General features: G+C 65.7%; 17 protein-coding genes. 7 read left to right on the plus strand and 10 right to left on the minus strand.

Annotated features, from left to right (window positions below):
* On the plus strand, positions 1 to 4,437 hold the full coding sequence (locus tag KUV38_RS11980; protein WP_222470270.1) for a translocation/assembly module TamB domain-containing protein: 4,437 nt from the start codon (positions 1 to 3) through the stop codon (positions 4,435 to 4,437).
* A 71-nt stretch (positions 4,438 to 4,508) separates the two neighbouring features.
* Here KUV38_RS11980 and KUV38_RS11985 read toward each other — a convergent pair whose 3' ends face one another.
* Positions 4,509 to 7,013 (minus strand): FAD-dependent oxidoreductase, encoded by a 2,505-nt coding sequence (locus KUV38_RS11985; protein ID WP_222470271.1) that lies wholly within the window; start codon positions 7,011 to 7,013, stop codon positions 4,509 to 4,511.
* Between the two features lie 163 nt (positions 7,014 to 7,176).
* Between KUV38_RS11985 and panC the strand changes: the two genes are divergently transcribed.
* On the plus strand, positions 7,177 to 8,028 hold the full coding sequence (gene panC / locus KUV38_RS11990; protein WP_222470272.1) for a pantoate--beta-alanine ligase: 852 nt from the start codon (positions 7,177 to 7,179) through the stop codon (positions 8,026 to 8,028).
* The gene (gene panB / locus KUV38_RS11995; protein WP_222470273.1) at positions 8,025 to 8,834 is read left to right on the plus strand and encodes a 3-methyl-2-oxobutanoate hydroxymethyltransferase; all 810 of its coding nucleotides are present in this window, start codon (positions 8,025 to 8,027) and stop codon (positions 8,832 to 8,834) included. Before panC ends, panB begins: the two co-directional genes overlap by 4 nt.
* A 4-nt stretch (positions 8,835 to 8,838) precedes the next feature.
* On the opposite strand, the gene KUV38_RS12000 is transcribed toward panB, so the two are convergent.
* Entirely contained in the window at positions 8,839 to 9,825 is a 987-nt protein-coding gene (locus tag KUV38_RS12000) for a 2-hydroxyacid dehydrogenase (protein ID WP_222470274.1), read from the minus strand.
* A gap of 103 nt (positions 9,826 to 9,928) precedes the next feature.
* Here KUV38_RS12000 and KUV38_RS12005 point away from each other — a divergent pair, with 103 nt between their 5' ends.
* Positions 9,929 to 10,462 (plus strand): SH3 domain-containing protein, encoded by a 534-nt coding sequence (locus tag KUV38_RS12005; RefSeq protein WP_222471055.1) that lies wholly within the window; start codon positions 9,929 to 9,931, stop codon positions 10,460 to 10,462.
* A gap of 10 nt (positions 10,463 to 10,472) precedes the next feature.
* Here KUV38_RS12005 and KUV38_RS12010 read toward each other — a convergent pair whose 3' ends face one another.
* Genes KUV38_RS12010 through hisC form a run of 3 tightly spaced genes read right to left on the minus strand, consistent with a single transcriptional unit; the run spans position 10,473 to position 13,377 of the window.
* Complete coding sequence (locus KUV38_RS12010; protein WP_261385211.1) at positions 10,473 to 11,390, minus strand: extensin family protein; 918 nt, start codon at positions 11,388 to 11,390, stop codon at positions 10,473 to 10,475.
* Positions 11,387 to 12,298, minus strand: coding sequence for a prephenate/arogenate dehydrogenase family protein (locus KUV38_RS12015; protein WP_222470275.1), 912 nt, complete (start codon positions 12,296 to 12,298; stop codon positions 11,387 to 11,389). Before KUV38_RS12015 ends, KUV38_RS12010 begins: the two co-directional genes overlap by 4 nt.
* Positions 12,295 to 13,377, minus strand: coding sequence for a histidinol-phosphate transaminase (gene hisC / locus KUV38_RS12020; protein WP_222470276.1), 1,083 nt, complete (start codon positions 13,375 to 13,377; stop codon positions 12,295 to 12,297). Before hisC ends, KUV38_RS12015 begins: the two co-directional genes overlap by 4 nt.
* 260 nt (positions 13,378 to 13,637) lie before the next feature.
* Between hisC and KUV38_RS12025 the strand changes: the two genes are divergently transcribed.
* On the plus strand, positions 13,638 to 15,059 hold the full coding sequence (locus KUV38_RS12025; protein ID WP_222470277.1) for a hypothetical protein: 1,422 nt from the start codon (positions 13,638 to 13,640) through the stop codon (positions 15,057 to 15,059).
* 69 nt (positions 15,060 to 15,128) lie between these two features.
* Here the strand turns inward: KUV38_RS12025 and KUV38_RS12030 are convergent, their stop codons facing one another.
* Positions 15,129 to 15,647: a TIGR00645 family protein gene (locus KUV38_RS12030; RefSeq protein WP_410001040.1), complete on the minus strand. Its 519-nt coding sequence runs from the start codon at positions 15,645 to 15,647 to the stop codon at positions 15,129 to 15,131.
* A gap of 314 nt (positions 15,648 to 15,961) precedes the next feature.
* Complete coding sequence (locus KUV38_RS12035) at positions 15,962 to 17,377, minus strand: homospermidine synthase (RefSeq protein WP_410001029.1); 1,416 nt, start codon at positions 17,375 to 17,377, stop codon at positions 15,962 to 15,964.
* Positions 17,378 to 17,582: 205 nt separating this feature from the next.
* Here KUV38_RS12035 and KUV38_RS12040 point away from each other — a divergent pair, with 205 nt between their 5' ends.
* Positions 17,583 to 18,440 carry a DUF4394 domain-containing protein gene (locus tag KUV38_RS12040; protein WP_222470279.1) on the plus strand — a complete coding sequence of 286 codons (858 nt, stop codon included), beginning with the start codon at positions 17,583 to 17,585 and terminating at the stop codon, positions 18,438 to 18,440.
* 147 nt (positions 18,441 to 18,587) lie between these two features.
* Complete coding sequence (locus KUV38_RS12045) at positions 18,588 to 18,917, plus strand: nuclear transport factor 2 family protein (protein WP_222470280.1); 330 nt, start codon at positions 18,588 to 18,590, stop codon at positions 18,915 to 18,917.
* Between the two features lie 99 nt (positions 18,918 to 19,016).
* Here KUV38_RS12045 and rpsD read toward each other — a convergent pair whose 3' ends face one another.
* The 3 genes from rpsD to KUV38_RS12060 all read right to left on the minus strand — a co-directional run bounded on the left by rpsD (position 19,017) and on the right by KUV38_RS12060 (position 22,042).
* Positions 19,017 to 19,637: a 30S ribosomal protein S4 gene (gene rpsD, locus KUV38_RS12050; protein WP_222470281.1), complete on the minus strand. Its 621-nt coding sequence runs from the start codon at positions 19,635 to 19,637 to the stop codon at positions 19,017 to 19,019.
* A 180-nt stretch (positions 19,638 to 19,817) separates the two neighbouring features.
* Positions 19,818 to 20,945, minus strand: a complete 1,128-nt coding sequence (locus KUV38_RS12055) for a Hint domain-containing protein (protein WP_222470282.1) — start codon at positions 20,943 to 20,945, stop codon at positions 19,818 to 19,820.
* 182 nt (positions 20,946 to 21,127) lie between these two features.
* Positions 21,128 to 22,042: a lipid A-modifier LpxR family protein gene (locus KUV38_RS12060; RefSeq protein ID WP_222470283.1), complete on the minus strand. Its 915-nt coding sequence runs from the start codon at positions 22,040 to 22,042 to the stop codon at positions 21,128 to 21,130.
* Positions 22,043 to 22,082: the final 40 nt, after the last annotated feature.

Raw genomic sequence — 22,082 nt, forward strand, 5'->3', positions numbered from 1 at the left:
ATGCGCCGCTTCGCCCTCATCCTCCTCCTGCTCCTCGCCCCCTTCTCGGCCCTCGCGCAGGAAACCGCATCGGAAGAAGCCGATAAAGGCTACCTGACGAACCTTCTGCAAGACGTGCTCTCCGACGCGGGCCGCGCCGTTGTGATCGACGGTTTTCAAGGCGCCCTCTCCTCCCGCGCCACAATCGAGCGGATCACCATCGCCGATGACCAAGGCACCTGGCTCACCGTTGAAGGCGTGGTGCTGGACTGGAACCGTGCGGCCCTGCTCCGCGGGCGACTCGAAGTCTCGGAGTTTTCCGCCGAGCGCATCGTCATGCCCCGTGGCCCGATCACTGAAAGCACGCCTTCCCCGGAGGCCACGCCCTTCGCGATCCCCGACCTGCCAGTCTCTGTAGATATTGCCAAGCTGGCGGTGGACCGTGCCGAGATCGGCGCGGCGCTTCTTGGACAAGATGCGGTGATGCGGCTTGCGGGTGACGCGCACCTAGACGGTGGCGGGGTCGATGTGGACCTTCAGCTCGACCGGCTGGATGGGAAGGAGGGCGACATTACCCTCATCGCACGCTACGACCCGGCAACAGAAGAAGCCGCCGTTAACCTCGCCATGCGTGAAGGCCCGGCGGGAATTGCCGCGGGCAAGCTCAACATCCCCGGCGCACCCGCCCTCGACGTGACGCTGCAAGGCGAAGGCCCGGTGAGCGACCTCACCCTCCGGCTTGCCGTGGCCTCCGATGAGGAGGAGCGGCTGGGCGGCACAATCGCACTCTCTGCCAGCGAAGAAGCGGACGCGCCATTTACAGTCTCCGTCGATCTGTCCGGTGACGTGACCCCCCTATTCGCCCCCGACCTGCGTGATTTCTTCGGGCAAGACATAAGCCTCGCCGCCACCGTAGCGCGCGACGCAGAGGGCGAGCTTTCGCTCTCCGGCCTGTCGCTCGGCGCGCGGACGGCCACAGTTGAAGGTGATTTTCTCTTTAGCACCACAGGCTGGCCCCGCCGGATGGACCTTTCCCTCGCCTTGGCGGACCCGGCGGGCGCTCCCGTCGTTCTGCCGTTCGGCGGCGGCGATACCTCTGTCTCCCGCGCCACGCTCCAGCTCGACTACGACGAAGCCAACGGCCGTGGGTTTACCGCCAACGCCGAAGCTGCGGGCCTGCGCACCACCGGCTTTGTCGCCGAGGCCATCACCTTAGGCGCGCAGGGCAACATCACCTCCGGCGAGGCGGAAGAGATCGGCGCAGTCGCAGCCAATGTAACCCTCGATGCGCGGGGCCTCACACCCGAAGACGAGGCACTGGCCCGCGCAATGGGCGAGGCTATCAGCGGGCAGCTCACGCTCGCCTACGACGAGGGCCAGCCGCTCCGGCTTTCGGGCCTGAACATCGCAGGGGCAGACTTTGGCCTCACTGGTGAAGCCACCCTGGATGGCGTCGACACGAACCTGCTAACCGGTCTCGACCTGCGCCTCGCCGCAGAAGATCTCACCCGCTTCGGCCCGCTCGCCGGGGTCGACCTGCAAGGCGCCGCTGCACTCGGGATCAAGGGCACCGTGGCCCTGCTGTCGGGCGCCTTCGACCTCGGACTGGAGGGCACCACGACCGACCTCGCCATCGGTCAGGACACTGTCGACAACCTGCTGGCCGGCGATGGCCGTATCAACGTCAGCGTGCTGCGTAACGAAGAGGGCATCAACCTGCGCCGCGCCGAGGCGCGCACCGAAGTGGCGGCGATCACGGCTGATGGGACCGTGGCCACCAATGCCTCCGCCCTGAATTTCACCGCCGACCTGCCCAGCCTCGCGCCGCTCTTCCCCGAAGAGCAGGCTAGCGGCGCGGCACGCCTGAGCGGGCGGGTCGCACTCATCGGGACAGAGCTGCAAACCGCCTCTATCGCGGCGCAGCTCTCGGATGACAGCGGAACTGTTCTTCTGCCCGTTGGTGGCGGCCTGCAACTCTCCGGCGGCACGCTCGACCTAGCCTACGGCGCCGAAGAGGGCCGCTGGCGGCTGAACACGGTTTTCCGCGATTTCTCTACAGAGGGCTACGGCGCCGAGGCATTTACCTTCCAAGGGTCGGGGACGCTGGCGCAAACGGAGGCTGGCGGTCTCGCTCGCGCCGACGGGAAACTGGTGCTTTCCGGCGAAGGGATTACGGCGGCGGATACCGATATGGCCCGCGCCATTGGCGAGGCGGCGCAGCTCGAGACCACCTTCGACTTCGCCGCAAACGGCCCGCTTGAGCTGACCGACATCCGCTTCACGTCCGCCGATACAACGCTCACCGGCACTGCGACACTTGCAGCCCCAGTTGGCCAAGGCCCAATCAGCTTTGACACTTCGCTCACCACGCCCGCTCTCACCCGCTTTGCCGGGCTGGCGGGGATCCCGCTGACAGGCGCGGCAAATGTGACCGCCAAAGGCACCTACCAACCAGACGCGGGCAGCGCCCAAGTCCGGGTCGATGGCACCACGCAAGGGCTCGGCATCGGCAACGCGCGCCTCGACCCGGTGCTTGGCGGCGCGGGCAGGCTCGGGGCCGATTTGACCTACGCGACGGGCGATAGTCTCACACTGACCAACCTGATCGTAGCGCTTGATGAAACCGAAGTGACTGGACGCACCACGCTTTCCGACCCACTCGGAAAGGCGCCAATCACCTATGATCTCACCGTCAACGCGCCGGCTCTTTCGGGTTTTTCCTCTCTCGCGGGCCTTCCCCTCACCGGGGCAACCCAAGCCACCGCGACCGGGCTCTTCGACCCGGCGACAGGCGCGCTCGACCTCGCGCTCGATGGCACCGCGCAGGGCCTCGGCATCGGCAATGCCACGGTCGACAAGCTCACCGCCGGCATCTCAAGCTATGGAGCCCAGATCAGCCGCGCCAATGCTGAAAGCGAGATCACCATTGAGAACGGCCGCTTCGACGGCCCCAACCTTGATGTGACGGCAAGTGGCACGCCCAGCCGGATCACGCTGGATGCGCGCCTTGCCAACCTCGGCCTCCTCGCGCCGGACTTTGCGGGCCCGGCAACAGCAAGCGGTACCATCACCAGCGAAGGCGGCACCACCGGGCTCGATATTTCCGCCACCGGGCCGGGCGGCACCACGGCTCAGGTGAACGGCACGATCACCGGCAATCAGGGCAACCTCGCGATCACCGGGCAGGCGCCGCTCGGTCTGGCAAACGCCTTCATCGCCCCGCAGCGCCTGAACGGACCGGCAACGATCGACCTGCGGCTCGATGGCCCGCTCGCGTTGGAGAGCCTCACCGGGAGCATCCGCGCCTCAGGCGCCCGCGCCGTTGCGCCTGAACTCGGGGTGTCGTTGGAAGGCATCAACGCCAACGTCATCCTCTCCGGCGGTTCAGCACGGGTGGAGGTCGCCGCAACCGGCGGTCAAGGCGGCGGCGTGGCGGTGCTGGGCAGCATCGGCCTCTCCGCGCCGCAAAGCGCTGATCTCACAGTCACCTTCCGCAACTTCGCGCTCCGCGACCCCCAGCTATATGACACCTCCGTCAGCGGCGCGATCACCCTCGACGGGCCGCTCTCTGGCGGGGCAGGCATCACCGGGCGGCTGGAGCTTGGCCGCACCGAAATTCGCATTCCGTCTAGCGGCATGACCGGGATCCATGACATCCCAGACATCACCCACGTTGGGGCCACCCCGGCCGTGCGCAACACGCAGGATCGCGCGGGGCTGAACGAAGGCGGTGATGGCTCCGGCGGCGGCTCAGGCGGCGGCGGGCTGGCATTGGATATTACCCTCGCCGCACCCAATCAGGTGTTCGTTCGGGGCCGCGGCCTCGATGCCGAGCTTGGCGGATCGCTGCGGATTACCGGCACCACCAGCAATATCGTACCCATTGGCGCTTTCGAGCTGGTGCGCGGGCGCCTCGACATCTTGAGCCAGCGGTTCCAACTCACCGAAGGCGCCGCACGCCTCACCGGCAGCTTCGACGCCAACCTGCGCCTCGTGGCGACCACCGAGAAGAATGGCTACACGATTTCGGTTATCCTAGAAGGCTCGCCCTCCGATCCGCAGATCACCTTCACCGCCGCGCCCGACCTGCCGCAGGACGAGATCCTTGCCCAGCTGATCTTTGGGCGCGACCTCACCACGCTCTCGCCGCTTCAGGCGCTTGAACTGGCCAGTGCCGTCGCCACGCTGGCCGGGCGTGGGGGCGATGGCATCATGGGGCGGCTGCGCGATCAATTCGGGCTGGACGACCTTGACGTGAGCCAGAGCGAAGAGGGCAACACCGCCGTCCGCGCGGGCAAGTACATCAGCGACAACGTCTACTCGGATGTGGTGGTGGAGAGCGACGGCACCACGGAGCTGAACCTGAACCTGCAGATCGGGCCCAACGTGAACGTGAAGGGCTCCACCTCGTCGGACGGCAACTCCGGAATCGGGATTTTCTTCGAGCGGGATTATTGAGCGGCGGACCGGTTGGCACCCACCCTACGGCCTGACCGACGGGTAGGTGCAACTTCACGGATGCCAGTGCGTTACCCGTCGATCCGGATCACCGCGTTGGTCGGGTCGTACGGGCTATCTTCGGTCACTTCGACATCCCAGAGCTTGTCCTGCATCTTCACCTTCAGCTTGGTGCCCGGCTTGGCCAGCTCGGGTGAGACATAGCCCATGCCGATGCTCTTGCCGAAGGCGACCGAGTAGCCGCCCGAGGTGAGACGGCCCACCTTGGTGTCACCGTCATAGAGCGCCTCGCGGCCCCACGGGTCGGCATCCTCCGGGCCGTCCACAAGCACGGTCACGCACATCGAGCGAATGCCCTTAGCCTCCATCGCAGCCTTGCCGTGGAAGTCCTTGGAGAGGTCCACGAAGCGGTCCAGCCCGGCCTCAAGCGGGGTCGCGTCGCGGCCGAGCTCGGTGCCGAAGGCGCGGTAGCTCTTTTCCTGCCGCAGCCAGTTTTGCGCCCGTGCGCCCACGAGCTTGATTCCGTGCTTCTCGCCTGCCGCCATGAGTTGATCGTAGAGGTAGGTCTGCATCTCGATCGGATGATGCAATTCCCAGCCCAGCTCGCCGGTATAGGCCACGCGGATCGCACGAACAGGGCACATGCCCAACTCGATGTTGTGCATCGACAGCCACGGGAAGCGCTTGTTGGAAAGCACCGTGGACGGATCGGCATCTTTCACCACCTCGTTCAGCACATCGCGACTCTTCGGCCCGGCGATGGCAAAGACGCCCCACTGGGTGGTGACATCGTGGATATCGACATAGCCACCGCCCGCAGCCATGAAATCCTCCGCCGATTTCATAAGAAAGTCAGCATCATAGGCCGTCCATGCGCCTGCGGAGACAAGGTAGTACTCGTTCTCGGCAAGCCGGACGATGGTGTATTCGGTCCGGGTGGTGCCGGCGCTGGTGAGCGCATAGGTCAGATTGATCCGCCCCACCTTGGGCAGCTTGTTGCAGGTGAAGTGGTCGAGGAAGGCAGTCGCCCCCGGCCCCCGCAGCAGGTGTTTTGTGAAGGCGGTGGCGTCGATCAGGCCCACGCCCTTGCGGATCGCCTCGGCCTCAGCCTTGGCATACTCCCACCAACCGCCACGGCGGAAAGATCGCGCATCGTGGTCAAAGTTGTCCGGCGCATCCAGCGGTCCAAAGTAGTTGGGCCGCTCGAAGCCGTTCACGCAGCCAAACTGTGCTCCCGCCGCCTTTTGCCTGTCATAGGCCGGGGCAGTGCGCAGCGGACGGCAGGCCTCGCGCTCTTCGTCCGGGTGGTGGAGGATGTAGACGTGCTCGTAGCACTCCTCGTTCTTGCGCGCCGCATACTCGGTGGTCATCCAACTGCCGTAGCGCTTGGGGTCGAGGCTCGCCATGTCGATCTCGGCCTCGCCCTCCACCATCATCTGGGCCAGATAATAGCCGGTGCCGCCCGCCGCCGTGATGCCAAAGGAGAAACCCTCGGCGAGCCACATATTGCGCAATCCGGGCGCGGGGCCGACTAGCGGGTTGCCATCGGGTGTGTAGCAGATCGGGCCGTTGAAATCGTCTTTCAGGCCCGACTCGGCGCAGGAGGGTACGCGCTCGGCCATGGCCATGTATTGATCGGCGATCCGGTCGAGATCGAGGGGGAACAGATCGGCGCGGAAACTGTCCGGCACGCCATATTCAAACCGCGCCGGGGCACCGTGCTCGTAAATGCCAAGAATCCAGCCGCCCCGCTCCTCGCGGGCGTAAGACTCATTGTCGGCATCGCGCACAACAGGGTGCTCCGGGTTGCCCGCCTCGCGCCATTTGACCAGCTCAGGGTCCTTGTCCATTACGATGAACGTGTGCTCGACCGGGATCGCGGGCATCTTGATGCCCAGCATCTTTGCCGTGCGTTGCGCGTGGTTGCCCGAGGCGGTCACCACATGCTCGGCGGTGATGACCACCTTCTCGTCGCTCTCGACAAGGTTGCCACCCTTTTCCAACATCTTGGTGCAGGTGACCTCCCAGTGGGTGCCGGTCCAATCGAAAGCGTCCGCCTGAATCTTCCGCACGATCTCGACACCGCGCTGACGGGCGCCCTTGGCCATCGCCTGGGTCACGTCAGCGGGGTTAATGTAGCCATCTTCGGTGTGGTAGATCGCGCCTTTCAGATCACCCGTCTCGATCAGCGGCCAGCGCTCCTTGATCTGCTCGGGCGTCAGCCACTCGTACTTCACGCCACAGGTTTCGGCCGTCGAGGCGTAGAGCATGTACTCGTCCATGCGCTCCTGCGTCTGCGCCATGCGCAGGTTGCCGACCACGGCGAAACCCGCATTCAGCCCGGTCTCTTCTTCCAGCGTCTTGTAAAAATCGACCGAGTACTGGTGGATGTGGGTGGTGGCGTAAGACATGTTGAAAAGCGGCAGCAGCCCCGCCGCATGCCATGTTGAACCCGAGGTCAGCTCATCCCGCTCGATGAGCATGACATCGTCCCAGCCCGCCTTGGCAAGGTGATAGGCGATGGAGGTTCCGACGGCGCCACCACCGACGACTAGGGCTTTCACATGGGTCTTCATTGAGGGCACGCGCTCCGGGCTCAGGTTGCTTGGCGCCACTGTCACCAAATCCCACGCGCCGTGCCACGGGGTTTCGACACCTTGCAGCCAAAAGCGACATTCGCCGCCCCTTGCGACCTTTGTGCTTTTGCCTTTTGCCCCTGCATCCTCTACCCAGCCCCGCATGGACGTGTGCACCACCATTCCGGACCTGCGCCGGGTTGTCAGGGGCTTGCGCGCAGGGGGGAGCAAGGTGGGCCTCGTGCCGACCATGGGATACCTGCACGCGGGCCATATGCGGCTTGTCGAAGAGGCACAGGCGCGGGCCGAGGCGGTTGTGGTATCGATCTTCGTGAACCCCACCCAGTTTGGCGACCCGAAAGACCTAGAGACCTACCCACGCAACACCGAGCGCGACCTCGCGATGCTGCGCGAAGCTGGGGTGCAGGCGGTGTTGATGCCACAGGTGGCCGATATCTACCCTGAAGGCGCAGAGACCATCGTGGAGACGGAGCGGCTCGCAGGCATGCTGCACGGAGCGGTGCGGCCGGGCCACTTCAGGGGCGTCTGCACCGTGGTCGCCAAGCTCTTCAACATCGTCCAGCCCGATTTCGCCTGTTTTGGCGAGAAAGATTATCAGCAACTCCAGATCATCCGGACGATGGTGCGCGACCTGCACTTTCCTTTGGAGATCGTCGCCGTGCCGACTGTGCGCGAGCCGGACGGGGTTGCGATGTCATCCCGCAACGCCCGCCTCACGCCTGAATACCGCGCCGCCGCCGTCGTGCTGAGCCGGGCGCTGGATGCCGCTGAGGCCGGGGGTGGAACGGTCGAGCAGATGGCCGAGGCGATCCGAAAGGTCATTGCCACCGAACCACGCGCCGAGCTGCGCGGGCTCGACATCACCGAAGCCCGCAGCCTCGCCCCTGTCACCGGCCAGCCGACAGGCCCGATCGCCGTGATGATCTCCGCCGAATTCGGCGGCATCCTGTTGATCGACCAGAGAGAAATCACGCCCCAAGGAGCACGCCGATGAGCACCCAGGCCCCGATCCGTCGCATGACCGTTCCGGAGATCGCCGCCCGCAAGGGGGGCGAGCCGATCGTGTCGCTCACCAGCTACCACGCCCACACGGCCGCCATTGTCGACAACCATGCGGACTTCATACTCGTTGGCGACAGCCTCGGTATGGTGATGCACGGGATGGAGAGCACGGTGGGCGTGCCGCTCGACCTGATGATCATGCATGGCCGCGCCGTGGTGCGGGGCACCAAGCGCGCACTAGTGGTGGTGGACATGCCCTTTGGCAGCTACGAGGAGAGCCCCGCCGTCGCCTTCCGTAATGCCGCGCGGATCATGAAAGAAACCGGCTGCGGCGCGGTGAAGCTGGAGGGCGGCAAGCGCATGGCCGAGACCATACGGTTCTTGACCGAGCGCGGCATCCCGGTGATGGCCCATATCGGCCTGACCCCGCAAAGCTCGCATGTTATGGGCGGGTTCAAGACCCAAGGCCGGGATGAAGACACATGGCCGCTGCACATCTTGGATGCCAAGGCGGTGTCAGAGGCCGGAGCCTTTGCACTGGTTGTCGAAGGCGTGGTGGAGCCGCTGGCGCGGGAGATCACGCAGGCAGTTGAGATCCCCACCATCGGCATCGGCGCCTCGGCGGAGTGCGACGGGCAAATCCTCGTGCTCGAAGACATGCTGGGCCTTAACCCTTGGGTGCCGAAATTCGTGAAGAAATACGGCGCCTTGCACGAGGCCATCGAGAAGGCCGTGGGGGAATATGCCGAAGAGGTGAAATCCCGCGCCTTCCCCGGCGAGGATCACATCTACCGCTGAAACCTCAGAGCATCGCCGGAACGACCTGATCGGGCGGGCGGTGGCCATCGGCGAAGGTCTTGATGTTGATCAGAACCTTCTCGCCCATCTCCACTCGCCCCTCCTCGGTGGCTGAGCCCATGTGCGGGGTCAGCAGCACATTGGGCAGCTCGTAAAGGCGTGGATTCAGTTTCTGGGTCTTGTCGAACACGTCGAGGCCTGCGCCTGCGATCTCTCCAGCACGCAGCATCCGGGTCAGAGCATTCTCGTCGATCACCTCACCGCGGGAGGTGTTCACGATCACTGCGGACGGTTTCAGCAGCTTCAGTCGGCGGGCCGAGAGCAGGTGAAACGTCGATGGCGTGTGCGGGCAATTGACCGAGATCACATCCATCCGGGTGAGCATCTGGTCGAGGCTCTCCCAATAGGTCGCCTGCAACTCGTCCTCCACCTCAGGGCGCAGCCTGCGGCGGTTATGGTAATGCACCTGCATGCCGAAAGCTGCGGCCCGGCGGGCCACGGCCTGCCCAATCCGGCCCATGCCGAGGATGCCCAGCCGCCGACCGGCAATCCGCCCGCCAAGGTAGCCGGTGGGCGACCAGCCCTCCCATTTTCCGGCCGTCATCACAGCGGCGCCCTGCGGAATTTTCCGTGTGACTCCAATGATCAGCGCCATTGTCATATCTGCGGTGTCATCGGTCACCACGCCGGGCGTGTTGCTGACGAGAATGCCGCGCTGGCGGGCGGTAGCCACATCGATATGGTCGAAGCCCGCGCCGTAGTTGGCGATCAGCTTCAGGCGGTCGCCCGCCTGGCCAATAAGGCCGCCGTCGATGGTGTCGGTGATGGTTGGCACGAGCACGTCGGTGTCTTGCATGGCGGCCACCAGCTCCTCGCGGGTCATCGGCGCGTCGCCCTCGCGCAGGCGCACGTCGAAGAGTTCGCTCATCCGCGTTTCGACCACCTCGGGCAACCGTCGCGTTACGACAACACTCAGCCGCTCTGCGCCCATGGCTCTCATCCTCCCGCTTCTCAAGGACCATCCTTGCGATAGAGTGTGCGCAAGAAAAGGCGCGGGATACAAGCGCCGGATGAGGCAACGAGTGGTGAACCCCATGGGGCGGCTGGCAGGCGCTTCCCGAGGCAGTCGGGCGATTTTTCACAGCGTTATCGGATGCTTGGCTGGCGCAGTACTGGCCAGCGCCCTGCATGCGGCGGAAGAGCGCGGGCCGGTGACGAACCTGCCCCTGCCCCGCTTCGTTTCGCTGAAGGCCGATGAGGGCAACGTGCGGCGCGGGCCGTCGCTCAGCCACCGGGTCGACTGGGTTTTTGCCCGCCGGAACATGCCCTTGGAAGTTACCGCTGAATACGGCCATTGGCGCCGGGTGCGCGACCGCGAAGGCGCGGGCGGATGGGTCCATTACTCGCTTCTGTCGGGCGTGCGGACAGCGCTTGTGGAAGAAGACATGGTAGCGCTCCGGATGAAGCCCGATGACGAGGCGCCGGTGAACGCACGGGCCGAGGCGGGCGTGGTGGCACGGGTCAGCGAGTGCAACCTCGACTGGTGCTGGGTCATTGCCGGAGGCGAGCGCGGCTGGGTCCGGAAAGCTGCGCTTTGGGGCGTGAAACGGGAAGAAATTCTCGAGTGATCGCCGCGCCTTAGCGGCAATAAGACCCCGAGCGATACCGCGCGGTATCGAAGTGGAAATGGTCGCGGTGATAGGCGTTCGCATTCGGCCCGAGCACCGTGCCGAACGGCCCGCAGGCGGCCTTGTGCATCTTCTTGAGCGCCGCGGCCCAGGCCTTTGAGCCCCAGCCCTTGAGGACCGACACATAGGTGCCATCGCGCAGGGTGACCCCCGCGATATCCACCGCCCGTCCTTTGGCGTGCTCCGAGAGCCGCCCGGACTTGGCGTTGTTGCGGTTGCGGCAGGCATAATGCGCCACAACCTTGATCTGCTTCACCCCGCCGCCCTTGCGGCCGATGGCGGGCTTCAGCCCTTTCTTGACCCACCGGTCCAGCGCCTTGGCTGTGCCGCAATCCATCGTGGCGGTGCTGGAGAGCGAAATGCCCTGCACCGAGGTGACCTGCACCGGGTTGGCAATGCCGCAGCCCTTGCCCGGCCGCCCGAAGCTGCTGACGGACTGGCCCTTGATCGAGTTGATCCCGCAGACCGAGCCTTTACGCCCGAACTTTACCTCACTGAGCGTTGCCTGTTCCTTAACGAGCCGGTCAATGTGCGGCGGACGGGGCTGCGCCTGAAGCTGGGCATGGGCGAGCGGGCCGCGAATGACGCGAACAATTGTCAGCTGCTCAGTCTCCGCCGGGGGGCGTGTGGCCGGGCGCAGCCGTGCGGGCTTGGGCGCTGCGGCAATGGGCTCGGCACTGGCCTCAGCCTCAGGGCGCGGCTTGGGGCGGAGCGGACCTGCTGGCATGACACCGCGCGTGGAAACGACGGTTTGCGCTGCTTCTTCAGTGGCTTCCGAGGGGCGCGGCAACGGCATGAGGCTTTGCGCCGGCGCTTCTGCCAAGGCCGGAGCGGCCAGCAGGGCAAGGGCTGCGGCGAGTCGGATCAACGCTTCGCCCCGCGCCCGAAGTCCGGCGCATCGGTATCCTGCCCGGCCTCGATGATGCCGCGGCGGATGGCGCGAGTGTGAGTGAAGTAGTCGAACAATTGCTCGCCGTCGCCGGTTCGGATGGCGCGCTGGAGGGCAAAAAGCTCCTCGGTGAAGCGGCCCAGAATCTCCAGCGTGGCTTCCTTGTTGTTCAGGAACACATCGCGCCACATCGTCGGGTCGGAGGCGGCGATGCGGGTGAAATCGCGGAAACCGGCGGCGGAGTACTTGATCACCTCGCTGTCGGTCACGCGGCGCAGATCGTCGGCCACGCCGACCATCGTGTAGGCGATGAGGTGGGGGCAGTGAGAGGTAACGGCGAGCACGAGGTCATGGTGCTCGGGGTCCATCTCCTCGACGTTGGCGCCCATGCCCTCCCAGAGTTTGCGAAGCTTTTCAGTCGCTTCCGGCGGCGTGCCCGGCGTGGGCACGAGGATGTTCCAGCGGTTGTCGAAAAGCTCGGCAAAGCCGGAGCGCGGGCCGGAATGCTCGGTGCCCGCGAGCGGGTGGCCGGGGATGAAGTGAACGTTTTCAGGCAGGTGCGGGGCCACCGCATCGATCACCGCCTTCTTTACCGAGCCGACATCGGTGATGGTGCAGCCCTCGGAGAGGTGCGGCGCGATCTCTTCTGCGACGCCGCCCATCGCCCCGACGGGCACGCAGAGCACGACCAGATCGGCCCCCTGCACAGCTTCGGTGGCGGTATCGACCACGCGGTCACAAAGGCCGATTTCGCGAGCGATTTCGCGGGTTTCGGCGGATCGGGCGGTGCCGATGATCTCGCCTGCGAGGCCGCCCCTGCGGATGGCGTGGGCCATGGAAGAGGCGATGAGGCCAAGGCCGATGAGGGCGACGCGTTGGTAGATCATCGGGCGGCCTTGAAGGTTTGGAGCGCGGCGAGGACGGCGCGGCAGTTGTCTTCGGTGCCTACAGTGATGCGCAGGCACTCCGGCAGCCCGTAGCCGCCGACCTGACGCACGATAAGCCCCTGATTTCCAAGGTGATTGAAGGCAGCATCCGCCTCCTCGGCACTGGAGAAGCGGGCGAGGATGAAGTTGGCTTGCGAGGAATCGGCCGGAATACCGAGGGCGGCGAGACCACGGGCTAAAAGTGCGCGGTTGCGGGTGTTTTCGGTGCGGGATTTCTCAGTGAATTCGGCATCTTGCAGGGCAGCCACGGCCCCGGCGATCTGCATGGCGCTCAGGTTGAAGGGGCCGCGGATGCGGGTGAGCGTGTCAATGATCTCGCGGGAGCCGAAGCCCCAGCCGACGCGCAGCCCGCCGAGGCCGTAGATCTTGGAAAAGGTCCGCGTCATCAGGACGTTATCGCGGGTGGCAGCGAGAGAGGCCCCGCCGTCGAACCCTTCGACGAACTCGGCATAGGCGCCGTCGAGCACCAGCAGGCAGCCCTCGGGCAGACCATCGGCCAGGCGCACCACCTCGTTGCCGCCGATCATGGTGCCGGTGGGGTTGTTGGGGTTGGCGAGGTAGACGATTTTTGTCTTTTCGTTGCACGCACTTAGGATGGCATCGACATCGGCCACGCGGTCCCGCTCGGGGGCCGCGACAGGCTCGGCACCGGCGGCGCGGGCAACGATGGGATAGACGGAAAAGCCGTGCTCTGTGTAGACGACCTCATCCCCCGGTCCGGCATAGGCCTGGGCGGCGAGGTGGAGGATTTCATCAGAGCCGACCCCACAGATCAATTGATCGGCGGGCAGATCATGCGCCTCGGCAATCGCATCGCGCAACATCTGGTGGTCGGTGCCGGGGTAGCGGTGCAGGGTGCCAAGCTCGGCGGCAATAGCCTCGGCCACGCGCGGCGAACAGCCGAACGGGTTTTCGTTGGCGGACAGTTTCAGAGGGTTTTCAACACCTTGGAAGGTGCTCTTACCGCTCTGGTAGAGAGCGATCTCTGAAATGCCGGGTTGGGGAATGGGTGCAGACATCACTTCCTCCGGTCGCAGCGTCATAGCAATCCGGGGGAAACATGCAAGATCGGAAGGGCTGAGGCCGTTAACCATGCGAGTCCGGCCATGCACAACCGATGCACAACCGATGCACACTCCATACATATGCAAAAAATGCATAGCTCGTTATAGGCCAAACCGTTACCCCATAGTGCGCCGCCCCTCTTCCCTCCTCGCCGCGCAGGCTCTAGGAGTGGGCGCGCGGGAGGACAGACCGCATTGAGACGACACCCCACGCCATGAAGACCGCCCCCACCGAACCGCCGCACCGCTGGGCCATGCTGGCGCTTGTCACCGGCGTGCTGCTGCTTGCGGTCGTCGCGCTGAATTTCATCCACGGCTTGGGCGTAGAGGCGGGAACGGTGCCGATGGCCGCCGCGCTTGCCGTCATCGCCATAGCCCTGCTGGCGCGCGGGCTGCGCGGCTCACGGCTGGTGTTCCTCGCAATCTCGCTGGGCCTCACTGCATGGTGCCTCGTGATGGAGGACGCGCCGGGCGAGGTGCTCTGGCCCGCGCTGGAACGCGGCAGTTTTATCATCGCCTTCTTCTGCGCCCTCGCCAGCTTGCAGCATGTGGCAGGCCGGTCGCCGATGATCGCGCGGGCGGCGGCCTTTCTGGCCAACCAGCCGCCGGGGCGGCGCTACCTTGCGCTGGCCTCGGGCACGCAGGTGTTTGCCTTGATGCTGAACTACGGCGCGCTCTCGCTGCTGGGGACGATGGCGATGCGCTCGGCGGAGCGGGAGACGGACCCGGCGATCCGCACGCTGCGGGCAAGGCGGATGCTGCAGGGCGCGCAATGCGGCTTCTCGGCGTCGCTCTGCTGGTCGCCTCTGGCTTTTGCCACGGTGATCACCACGGCGCTGGTGCCGGGCGTGAAGCTGGGGACGGTGGTGCTGACCGGGATCGGCTCGTCGCTGATCATCGTGACGGTGGGCTGGTTGGTGGACCGGCGACTGAAGGGCAGCCTGCCGGCAGGGACGGTGGTGCCGAAGCGCGACGAGGTGGCCGCGCATGATACCCGCTCGCTCTGGCCGCTGGGCTGGCTCTTGGCGGCGGTGGCGGTGCCTGCACTGGCGGTGGATGCGATCTGGCATATCCCGCCGTCGCGCACGGTGCTGGGGCTGGTGCCGCTGATCGCCATCGCATGGGTGCTGATCGAGACCTTGCGGGGCGGCAAAGTGAAGGAGTTGGCGGAACGGAGCCGGGATTTTGCCTTTGGCGACCTGCCCTCCTACCGCAGCGAGTTGGTGCTGCTCAGCACCGCGGGCTTTATCGGGACGGCGGCGGGGGCGCTCTTGGCGGAGGTGTTGGCCAGCTCGGGCTTCGACCTCGGCGGCGTGCCTGAACGGCTGGTTCTGGTGCTGCCGATCCTGCTCATTCCGCTCGCCGGGCAGCTGGGGCTGAACCCGATCCTCTTTGTCTCGCTCTTCGCCCAGCTTTTGCCGACGCCGGAGGAACTTGGAGTGTCGACTATCTCGCTGGTCATGGCGCTCATCAGTGGCTGGACGCTGACCGCGCCGACCTCGCCCTTCACCGCCTCGGTGATGATCATCTCGCGCCTGGCAGGGGTCAGCCCGCAGACTGTGGCCTTCAAATGGAACGGCTGGTTCGTGTCGCTGACGGCGCTCGCGCTGGGAATCTGGGTGCAGATCCTCGCCTGAGGCGTGGTGTGATGGCGGCGGGTGGGCCGGCGCTCGAAGTGGCGCAAGGCGAGCCGGGACGAGCCCGGCCTACGACTTCTTCGAGCGGGCGGTGAGGTAATCCATCAGCGCCATGAGCACGCCGGAGGTGACAAAGGTGAGGTGGATCACCACCAGCCAGAACAGCTCGTGCTCGCCATAGATCGCATCGGCCTCCTCATTGCCGATTTCCATGAAACGTTTCAGCAGGTGGATGGCTGAGATGGCCACGATGGAGCCGATCAGCTTCATCTTCAGGCCGGAGAAATCGACGGTGCCCATCCATGCCGGGCGGTCTGCCGGATCGCCGATGTCGAGCTTGGAGACGAAGTTCTCGTAGCCCGAGAAGAGGACGATCAGCAGGAGGTTTCCGGCGAGCGAGAGGTCGATCAGCGAGAGGACCACGAGGATCGACTTGTCGGCGCTCATCGTCATCACCTTGGGCAGGTAATAGATGAGCTCCCGCGCGAAGATGAAGGTGAGCATGGCGAGACAGATGGCGAGGCCGAGATACATCGGCGCCATCAGCCAGCGGGCGGCGAAGAGCGCGCCCTCGAAGCGGCGTTCGATGGGGTGGGTCTCGTCGTGGGTCGGCTCGGGCATGGGCGGCGGCTCGCGTGGCTTTGAATTCGGAAGGGTTGTAGCGGCGCAGGCGGGCGGGAGGAAGATGCGGGGTGTCGCAGTCGCATCGTGCGGGGCTGGCCACCCGCACGGAATCAAGCCGCAGGCGCCGTGCAGCGCCGACCCGGCCCCCGGGGCGGCGCTTTGGCTAAGTTGGGACTGACCAAAAAGGTCGCGCTACCATGGCACAATAAAGTGCCACGCATCGCCGTCGCGAGCGCCACCCCGCAGGTCGGCGCTGCACGCCGCGGCACGGTCAGGCTTCAGGTCGCGAGCACGTTGCGGAAGGCCCAAGGCACGCTTTCGTCGATGTCCTCGGGGAAATGCTCCCAGCGATCCTGCAGGGGGGTCCAATCAGTGTAGTGCGCCTCGACCGGGCCGAGGTAGGGGCGTTGCACCTCGAGGCAGCGGGCGTGGTCCATCTCGTCGGCCTCGACGATGCCAGCCTCGGGGTTTTCCAGCGCCCAGACCATGCCGGCGAGTACGGCGGAGGTGACCTGGAGGCCGGTGGCGTTCTGGTAGGGGGCGAGATCGCGTGTCTCTTCGTTGGAGAGGCGGGAGCCGAACCAGAGCGCGTTTTTCTCGTGGCCGTAGAGCAGGACGCCCAGCTCGTCGATGCCTTCAACGATCTCATCCTCGGTGAGGATGTGGTGCTTGGTCTGCTGTTTGCCGGAGCCGAACATCTCGTGGAGGCTCAAAACGGCGTCATCCGCCGGGTGGTAGGCATAGTGGCAAGTCGGGCGATACTCGGGTTCGGCCCCCTGCCCCACGGTGTAATAGTCGGAGATCGAGATTGCCTCGTTGTGGGTGACGAGAAAGCCGAACTGCGGGCCGGGCGTGGGGCACCATGTGTGGACGCGGGTGATGGCACCGGGACGGTCGAGCCAGATGGCGGCCTGGCAGCCGGTCTCTTGCCGGTGGCCGTTTTCGGGGAACCACGGCTCATGGGTGCCCCAACCCAGCTCGGCGGGCTGGAAGCCCTCGGCGATGAAGCCCTCGACCGACCAAGTGTTGACGAAGACGTTGCGGGGGCGGGGCACGCGGCGGGCCTGAGTATCACGCTCGGCGATGTGGACGCCTTGAACGCCGAGGGACTGCATCAGCTTGGCCCAGCCTTCGCGGTTGGTGGGCGGGGTGGCATCTGCGCCGGTATCCTTGGCCAGCGTCAGCAGCGCCTCCTTGACGAACCAGCTGACCATGCCGGGGTTGGCGCCGCAGCAGTTGACGGCGGTGGGGCCGCCGGGGTTGGCGGCTTTCTCGTCACGCACCGCCTGACGGAGCGCGTAGTTGGTGCGGGAGGCGTTGTCTTGCGTGTCGAAGTAGAAGCCCGCCCAAGGCTCGGCCACGGTGTCGATGTAGAGCACGCCGAGTTCGCGGCAGTGCTTGAGGATATCCAGCGAGGAGGTATCGACCGAGAGGTTGACGCAGAAGCCCTTGCCATCTGGGAAGAGGCCGGAGAGCACCTCCTTGTAGTTCTCGGGCGTCAGCGCCGTGTCGATGAAGTTGAGCTTGTGCTGGCGCAGGAAGTTGTGCTGCCGGTCGTCGGGCTCGATGACGAGGAACTGGTCGGCGTAATACTCGAAGTGGCGCTCGATCAGCGGCCATGTGCCTTTGCCGATGGAGCCGAAGCCGATCATGACGATGGGGCCGTCGATACGGCCGTAAACGGGGTGGGACATGGGCAGGCTCCTTCTCTTGGCTGTCCCTGCATCGCAAATGCGGGGCGCGAGGCCAAGGTGCTGGGGGAAGTTTCATCTGAGACGCGTGTGAGATCACAGCTGCGTGATCCGGGCAGATGGGCTGAAACTTCGGGTGCCCTGCTTTCGTGTCTTCTGATGCAAACGCGGGGCAATGTCGCCCTGCTTCATAGTGACAGAGGACTTCATGACCAAATCCCTTCTGACCTCCGCCGCAGCCCTCCTTGCCCTTGGTGCTGCTCCTGCCTTCGCCGATGGCCACGCTGGCAAGATGGGCTACGCCCTTGCCAATGATGGCAGCACGCTTGTTGTCATGGCTGACATTGCTTCTCCGGGCGATGTGCAGACCTTCGACCTTGCGCAGCCGCTGCGGGCCATTGCCTACCGCCCGGTCACAGGTGACCTGCTCGGCTTTGCCGACGGCATGATCGTGACCGTGAACCCGGCGAGCGGCGAAGTGACCGACCTGGGCGCGGCCTTTGACGAGAACGCCATGATCGGCGCCGATGGCTACGTCGCCTTCGACTTCAACAACGCGATCGACGCTGTGCGGGCCGTAGGCTCGGACGGGGCGAACCTCGTGTACTTCCCCGAGGGCTTTGGCGACAATGACCCGAAGGCGAACACGGTGAAGCGCTTCACCGATGCGGCCTATGGCGAGGGTGATGCCAACGCCGGCACCACGCCGATGATCTTTGCCAACGCCTACACCAACGCGATCTCGGGCGAGACCGCGGAATCGACCGCGCAGTTCGCGCTGGATGCCGCGACTGACTCGCTGGTGACGCTGGCCAACAACGACGGCACGCTGGGCACCGTGGGCAAGGTGATGGTCGACGGCGAGGCCGTGGACCTGAGCGCCTGGGGCGGGTTTGACATCATCTCCCCCGAAGAAGGCACCGACATGGCCTATGCCGTGCTGCAGATGGAAGGCGCGGAGAGCGCCGGGCTCTACTCCATCAACCTGTCGAGCGGCGCGGCCACTATGATCGCCGATCTCGGCATGGGCGGCTTCTCGGGCTTCGCCGTCAGCCCCGGCATGTGATTGCTCTGACAGATCGAGCAGGGAGGGCCGCCCGAGAGGGCGGCCCTTTTTGCTGCTGACACCTACCGTCAGGATCGCAAGGGCACCGGGCTGGCATGGCCAAGGGGCGGCTCCAGATTGAGGGGCAGAGCCGCGAAGGAGCATGCAATGACCCATCCCCTGCCCGCCCCGATTGCGGGGTACATCGAAGAAGACAACGCCGGGGGCGACACGGCCCGCTGGTTTGCCGAGGACGCAGAGGTGCGCGACGAGGGTTCCACGCACGAGGGCCGGGAGGCGATTGCCACGTGGAAGCGGGCGGCCCATGCGGCCTACGACTACCGCAGCGCGGTGACGGGCGTGGAGCCGGGAGCGGCGGAGGGGCAGCTTATTGTCACCTGCCATGTGACCGGGAGCTTTCCGGGCGGCGAGGTGATGCTGCGTTACAGGTTCACACTGGATGATGGACTGATTGCGCGGCTGGAGATTGCGCCGTGAACGGAGAGGGGAGCGGGACAAGTCCCGACTTGCTAAATCAAAAGGGCCGCACCTTGGGGTGCGGCCCTTCCTGTCCCTCGAAAAACGTGCCTTTGCGGCTTAGTTCTGAGCGTAGAATTCGATGACGAGGTTCGGTTCCATCTGCACCGCGTAGGGCACGTCCGACAGGCCGGGGGTGCGCACGAAGGTCGCGGTCATCTTGGAGTGGTCGGCCTCGATGTACTCGGGCACGTCACGCTCGGCGAGGCCGACGGCCTCGAGCACAACGGCGAGCTGCTTGGACTTGTCGCGGACCTCGATCACGTCACCCTCTTTCACGCGGTAGGAGGGGATGTTGACGCGCTGGCCGTTCACCTTGACGTGGCCATGGTTCACGAACTGGCGGGCGGCGAAGATGGTCGGCACGAACTTGGCGCGATACACCACGGCGTCGAGGCGGCGCTCGAGCAGGCCGATGAGGTTTTCACCGGTGTCGCCTTTCACACGGGCGGCTTCGGCGAAGATGCGCTTGAACTGCTTTTCGGTCAGGTCGCCGTAGTAGCCTTTGAGCTTCTGCTTGGCGCGGAGCTGCAGGCCGAAGTCGGAGAGCTTGCCCTTGCGGCGCTGGCCGTGCTGGCCGGGGCCGTATTCGCGGCGGTTTACCGGGGACTTCGGGCGGCCCCAGATGTTTTCGCCCATGCGGCGGTCGATCTTGTACTTGGCAGAGGTGCGTTTGGTCACCGTCTGATCTCCTTCTGTAAGGCGTTCCCTGCGGCGGGAACTATGAAGGGCGTTGTCCTCTCTCTTGCGAGCGACAGGGCATCCCCTTGCGGGGGCCACCAACACCAATTGAAACACCGGGGCGCGAACCCCGGTGGATGGCGGGCTTATACAGGCCCGGAGGCCCGAGTCAACAGGGGCTCAGGCCGCCAGTGCCGCGTCGTGGCGCAGGATTGCCGCCTCAGCCCCGGAGAGGGTGCGGCGGGCGGGGGCGCCATAGTCGTCAGGGCGCTTCTTCAGCCATGGAAGGCCGCCCAGCAGGCGATCCCGGTCGCCCGCGTCGAGCGTTCCGAAATCGGCCTCGGCGGGGTGGAAGCTCTCGGTCTCGACCCCGTTGGCGAAGAGCACCTGGTGCCGGTCCATCAGGATATGCACGTAGGTGGCCTCGGTCAGGTGGTGGTCGGTGGAGATGCCGCGCAGGCCGGACAGATCGCGCGCGCGGACCAGCACCTCGGGGGTGTTGTAGAGCGCCTGTGCGGCCGGGCCGCGCAGCAGGAGGCGGTGGTTTGGCGAGACCAGCAGGTCGCCATCGGGAATGTCGGGCCCGAGCACGCCAGCGCGGATGCGCATGGGGCGCAGGTGGGGCATGGCGAAGAGGCGCGCGCCGGTCATCCGGCGCTGACCGGCCCACATGACCGGCTGGGCACCATCATCGGCGGTTTGCACCATGTCGCCCTCGCCCAGTTCCTCGACCAGTTTGTAGCCCTCGGGTGTGGCGATGCGGGTGCCTGCGGTGAAGCAGATCACCCCGCCCTGCGCGGTTTCACCCGGCCTCGGGGGCGTATCGGAGGCGCTTGCCACATGGCTGACCCAGAGGTCGGCGCCCTCGGGCGGCACGCCGCCTGCGAACATCAGCAGGCCGGAAGCGCCCGGCACGGTCTCGATCCAGCTCGCCATCCAAGCCTGCTGGCCGTCAGTCACGGTGAAGCTGGCATGGGCCAGAAGCGCCTCGCCCTCGGCCACCTGCGCGATGGCCTCGGCCCGCGCCAGCGCCTTGCGGGCATCTGCCCCGCGCGCAAGCACCGCAAGCGCCTCGCCGTTGCCGGTGATCATCCGCCGCACCTTGCGTGCCGCACGTTTGTGAAGGTCTGCCACGCCCTCCGCACTGCCGAGCGATAGCACATCGCCGGGTCCATCGACCCGGGTGAGCGCCCCGCTCCAGCGCCAGATCGCGCCCGGACGCAGGCTTTCCACGGCTGCGCCGGGGTGCCCATCTGTTTCCGTGTGCGACCAAGGGATGACAAACGTGCCGAGAAAGCCCGTTTTCATGCCTGTATGCCTGCCGATTTTCTTTTTTATTGCAGATTCGTTAACACGCGATCTCGCGCGTCACCAAGAAAAAAGTGCAGGGGAGTCAAAGGCGTGGCGCGGGGGTCACGCGCAAGGAAGGTAGCGCATAGGCGCGGGCCGGCCCCTCTTTGCGGCTGCGGTGAGGGGCCGAGGTGCGGCGCTCAGAAGAACAGCCGCAGTTGCAGCGCGCCGACCAGCTGGCCCTCGGGCTGAGTCTCGAACTCCTCGGAGAGGTAGGTCAGGCCGTAGAACAACCCGCGGTTCTCGCCCTGCCAGTTCATCCCGGCGCGGATGCGGGTGCGGGTGTCTGTCAACTCGATGCCGTCTTCCTCGGGCAGGTAGGCCGAGGAGAAGACCTTGGCGAAGTCGCCGCCGAGCAGGAAGGAGAAGCCGGAAACGGCGTTGGAGCGGATCACCTGATAGCGATGGCCGGTGGTGCTGTCGCGCGCCATCAGCGCGCCTTGGCCATAGCTTCCGAAGGTCACGTCGGCACCGACGCGGGCAAAGCTCTCAACGCCGTGCTGCAGTTCGACGAAGGGGCGCAGGCGGGCGTTGCCGAAGGCCAGTTCGCGGGAGAGTTCGGCGGAGACGGTGGCATAGCTGTTGTTGGGGATCTGGTCGCCCAGCACGGTGGTTTCCTCAAGGCCGAAGGTCTTGTGGATCGAGTTCTGCAGCTCGCCCAGCCCGGTCTGGGGGCCGGTGAGGGTGAGGTCGACCCCGGCGCGGAAGTCGGCCGCGCCCATCTTGGAGTAGCTGTGCACGCCGAAGGTGAGAGCCCCGGCAAAGCGGCGGTCGTCGGCGGCGGGCGAGGTGAGGCTCTGCGGCGCGATCAGCTCGGAGCGTAGACGAAACTCCAGCAACTGGCCGAAACGGTCAGGCGCCGCGCCCTCCCAGTCGGGGCCATAGGCGATGCTCAGGGTGTAGGCGCCGGTGCGCCAGCGGTCGTAGCCATCGCCCAGCACGTCGTTGGTAAAGAGCCGGCCCCAGCCCAGCAGCGCCCGGTCGGCAGCCTGGGCCGGCGCAGCGAGACCGGAAAGGGAGGCGAGAAGAGCGATCACTCGGAGGGCGGATTTCATCGTTTCAGACCGTGTTGGAGAGCTTTTGCCCTCAATACGT

Origin of the sequence: Vannielia litorea, from assembly GCF_019801175.1 — a bacterium.
In the GTDB taxonomy this organism is placed as follows: domain Bacteria; phylum Pseudomonadota; class Alphaproteobacteria; order Rhodobacterales; family Rhodobacteraceae; genus Vannielia; species Vannielia litorea_B.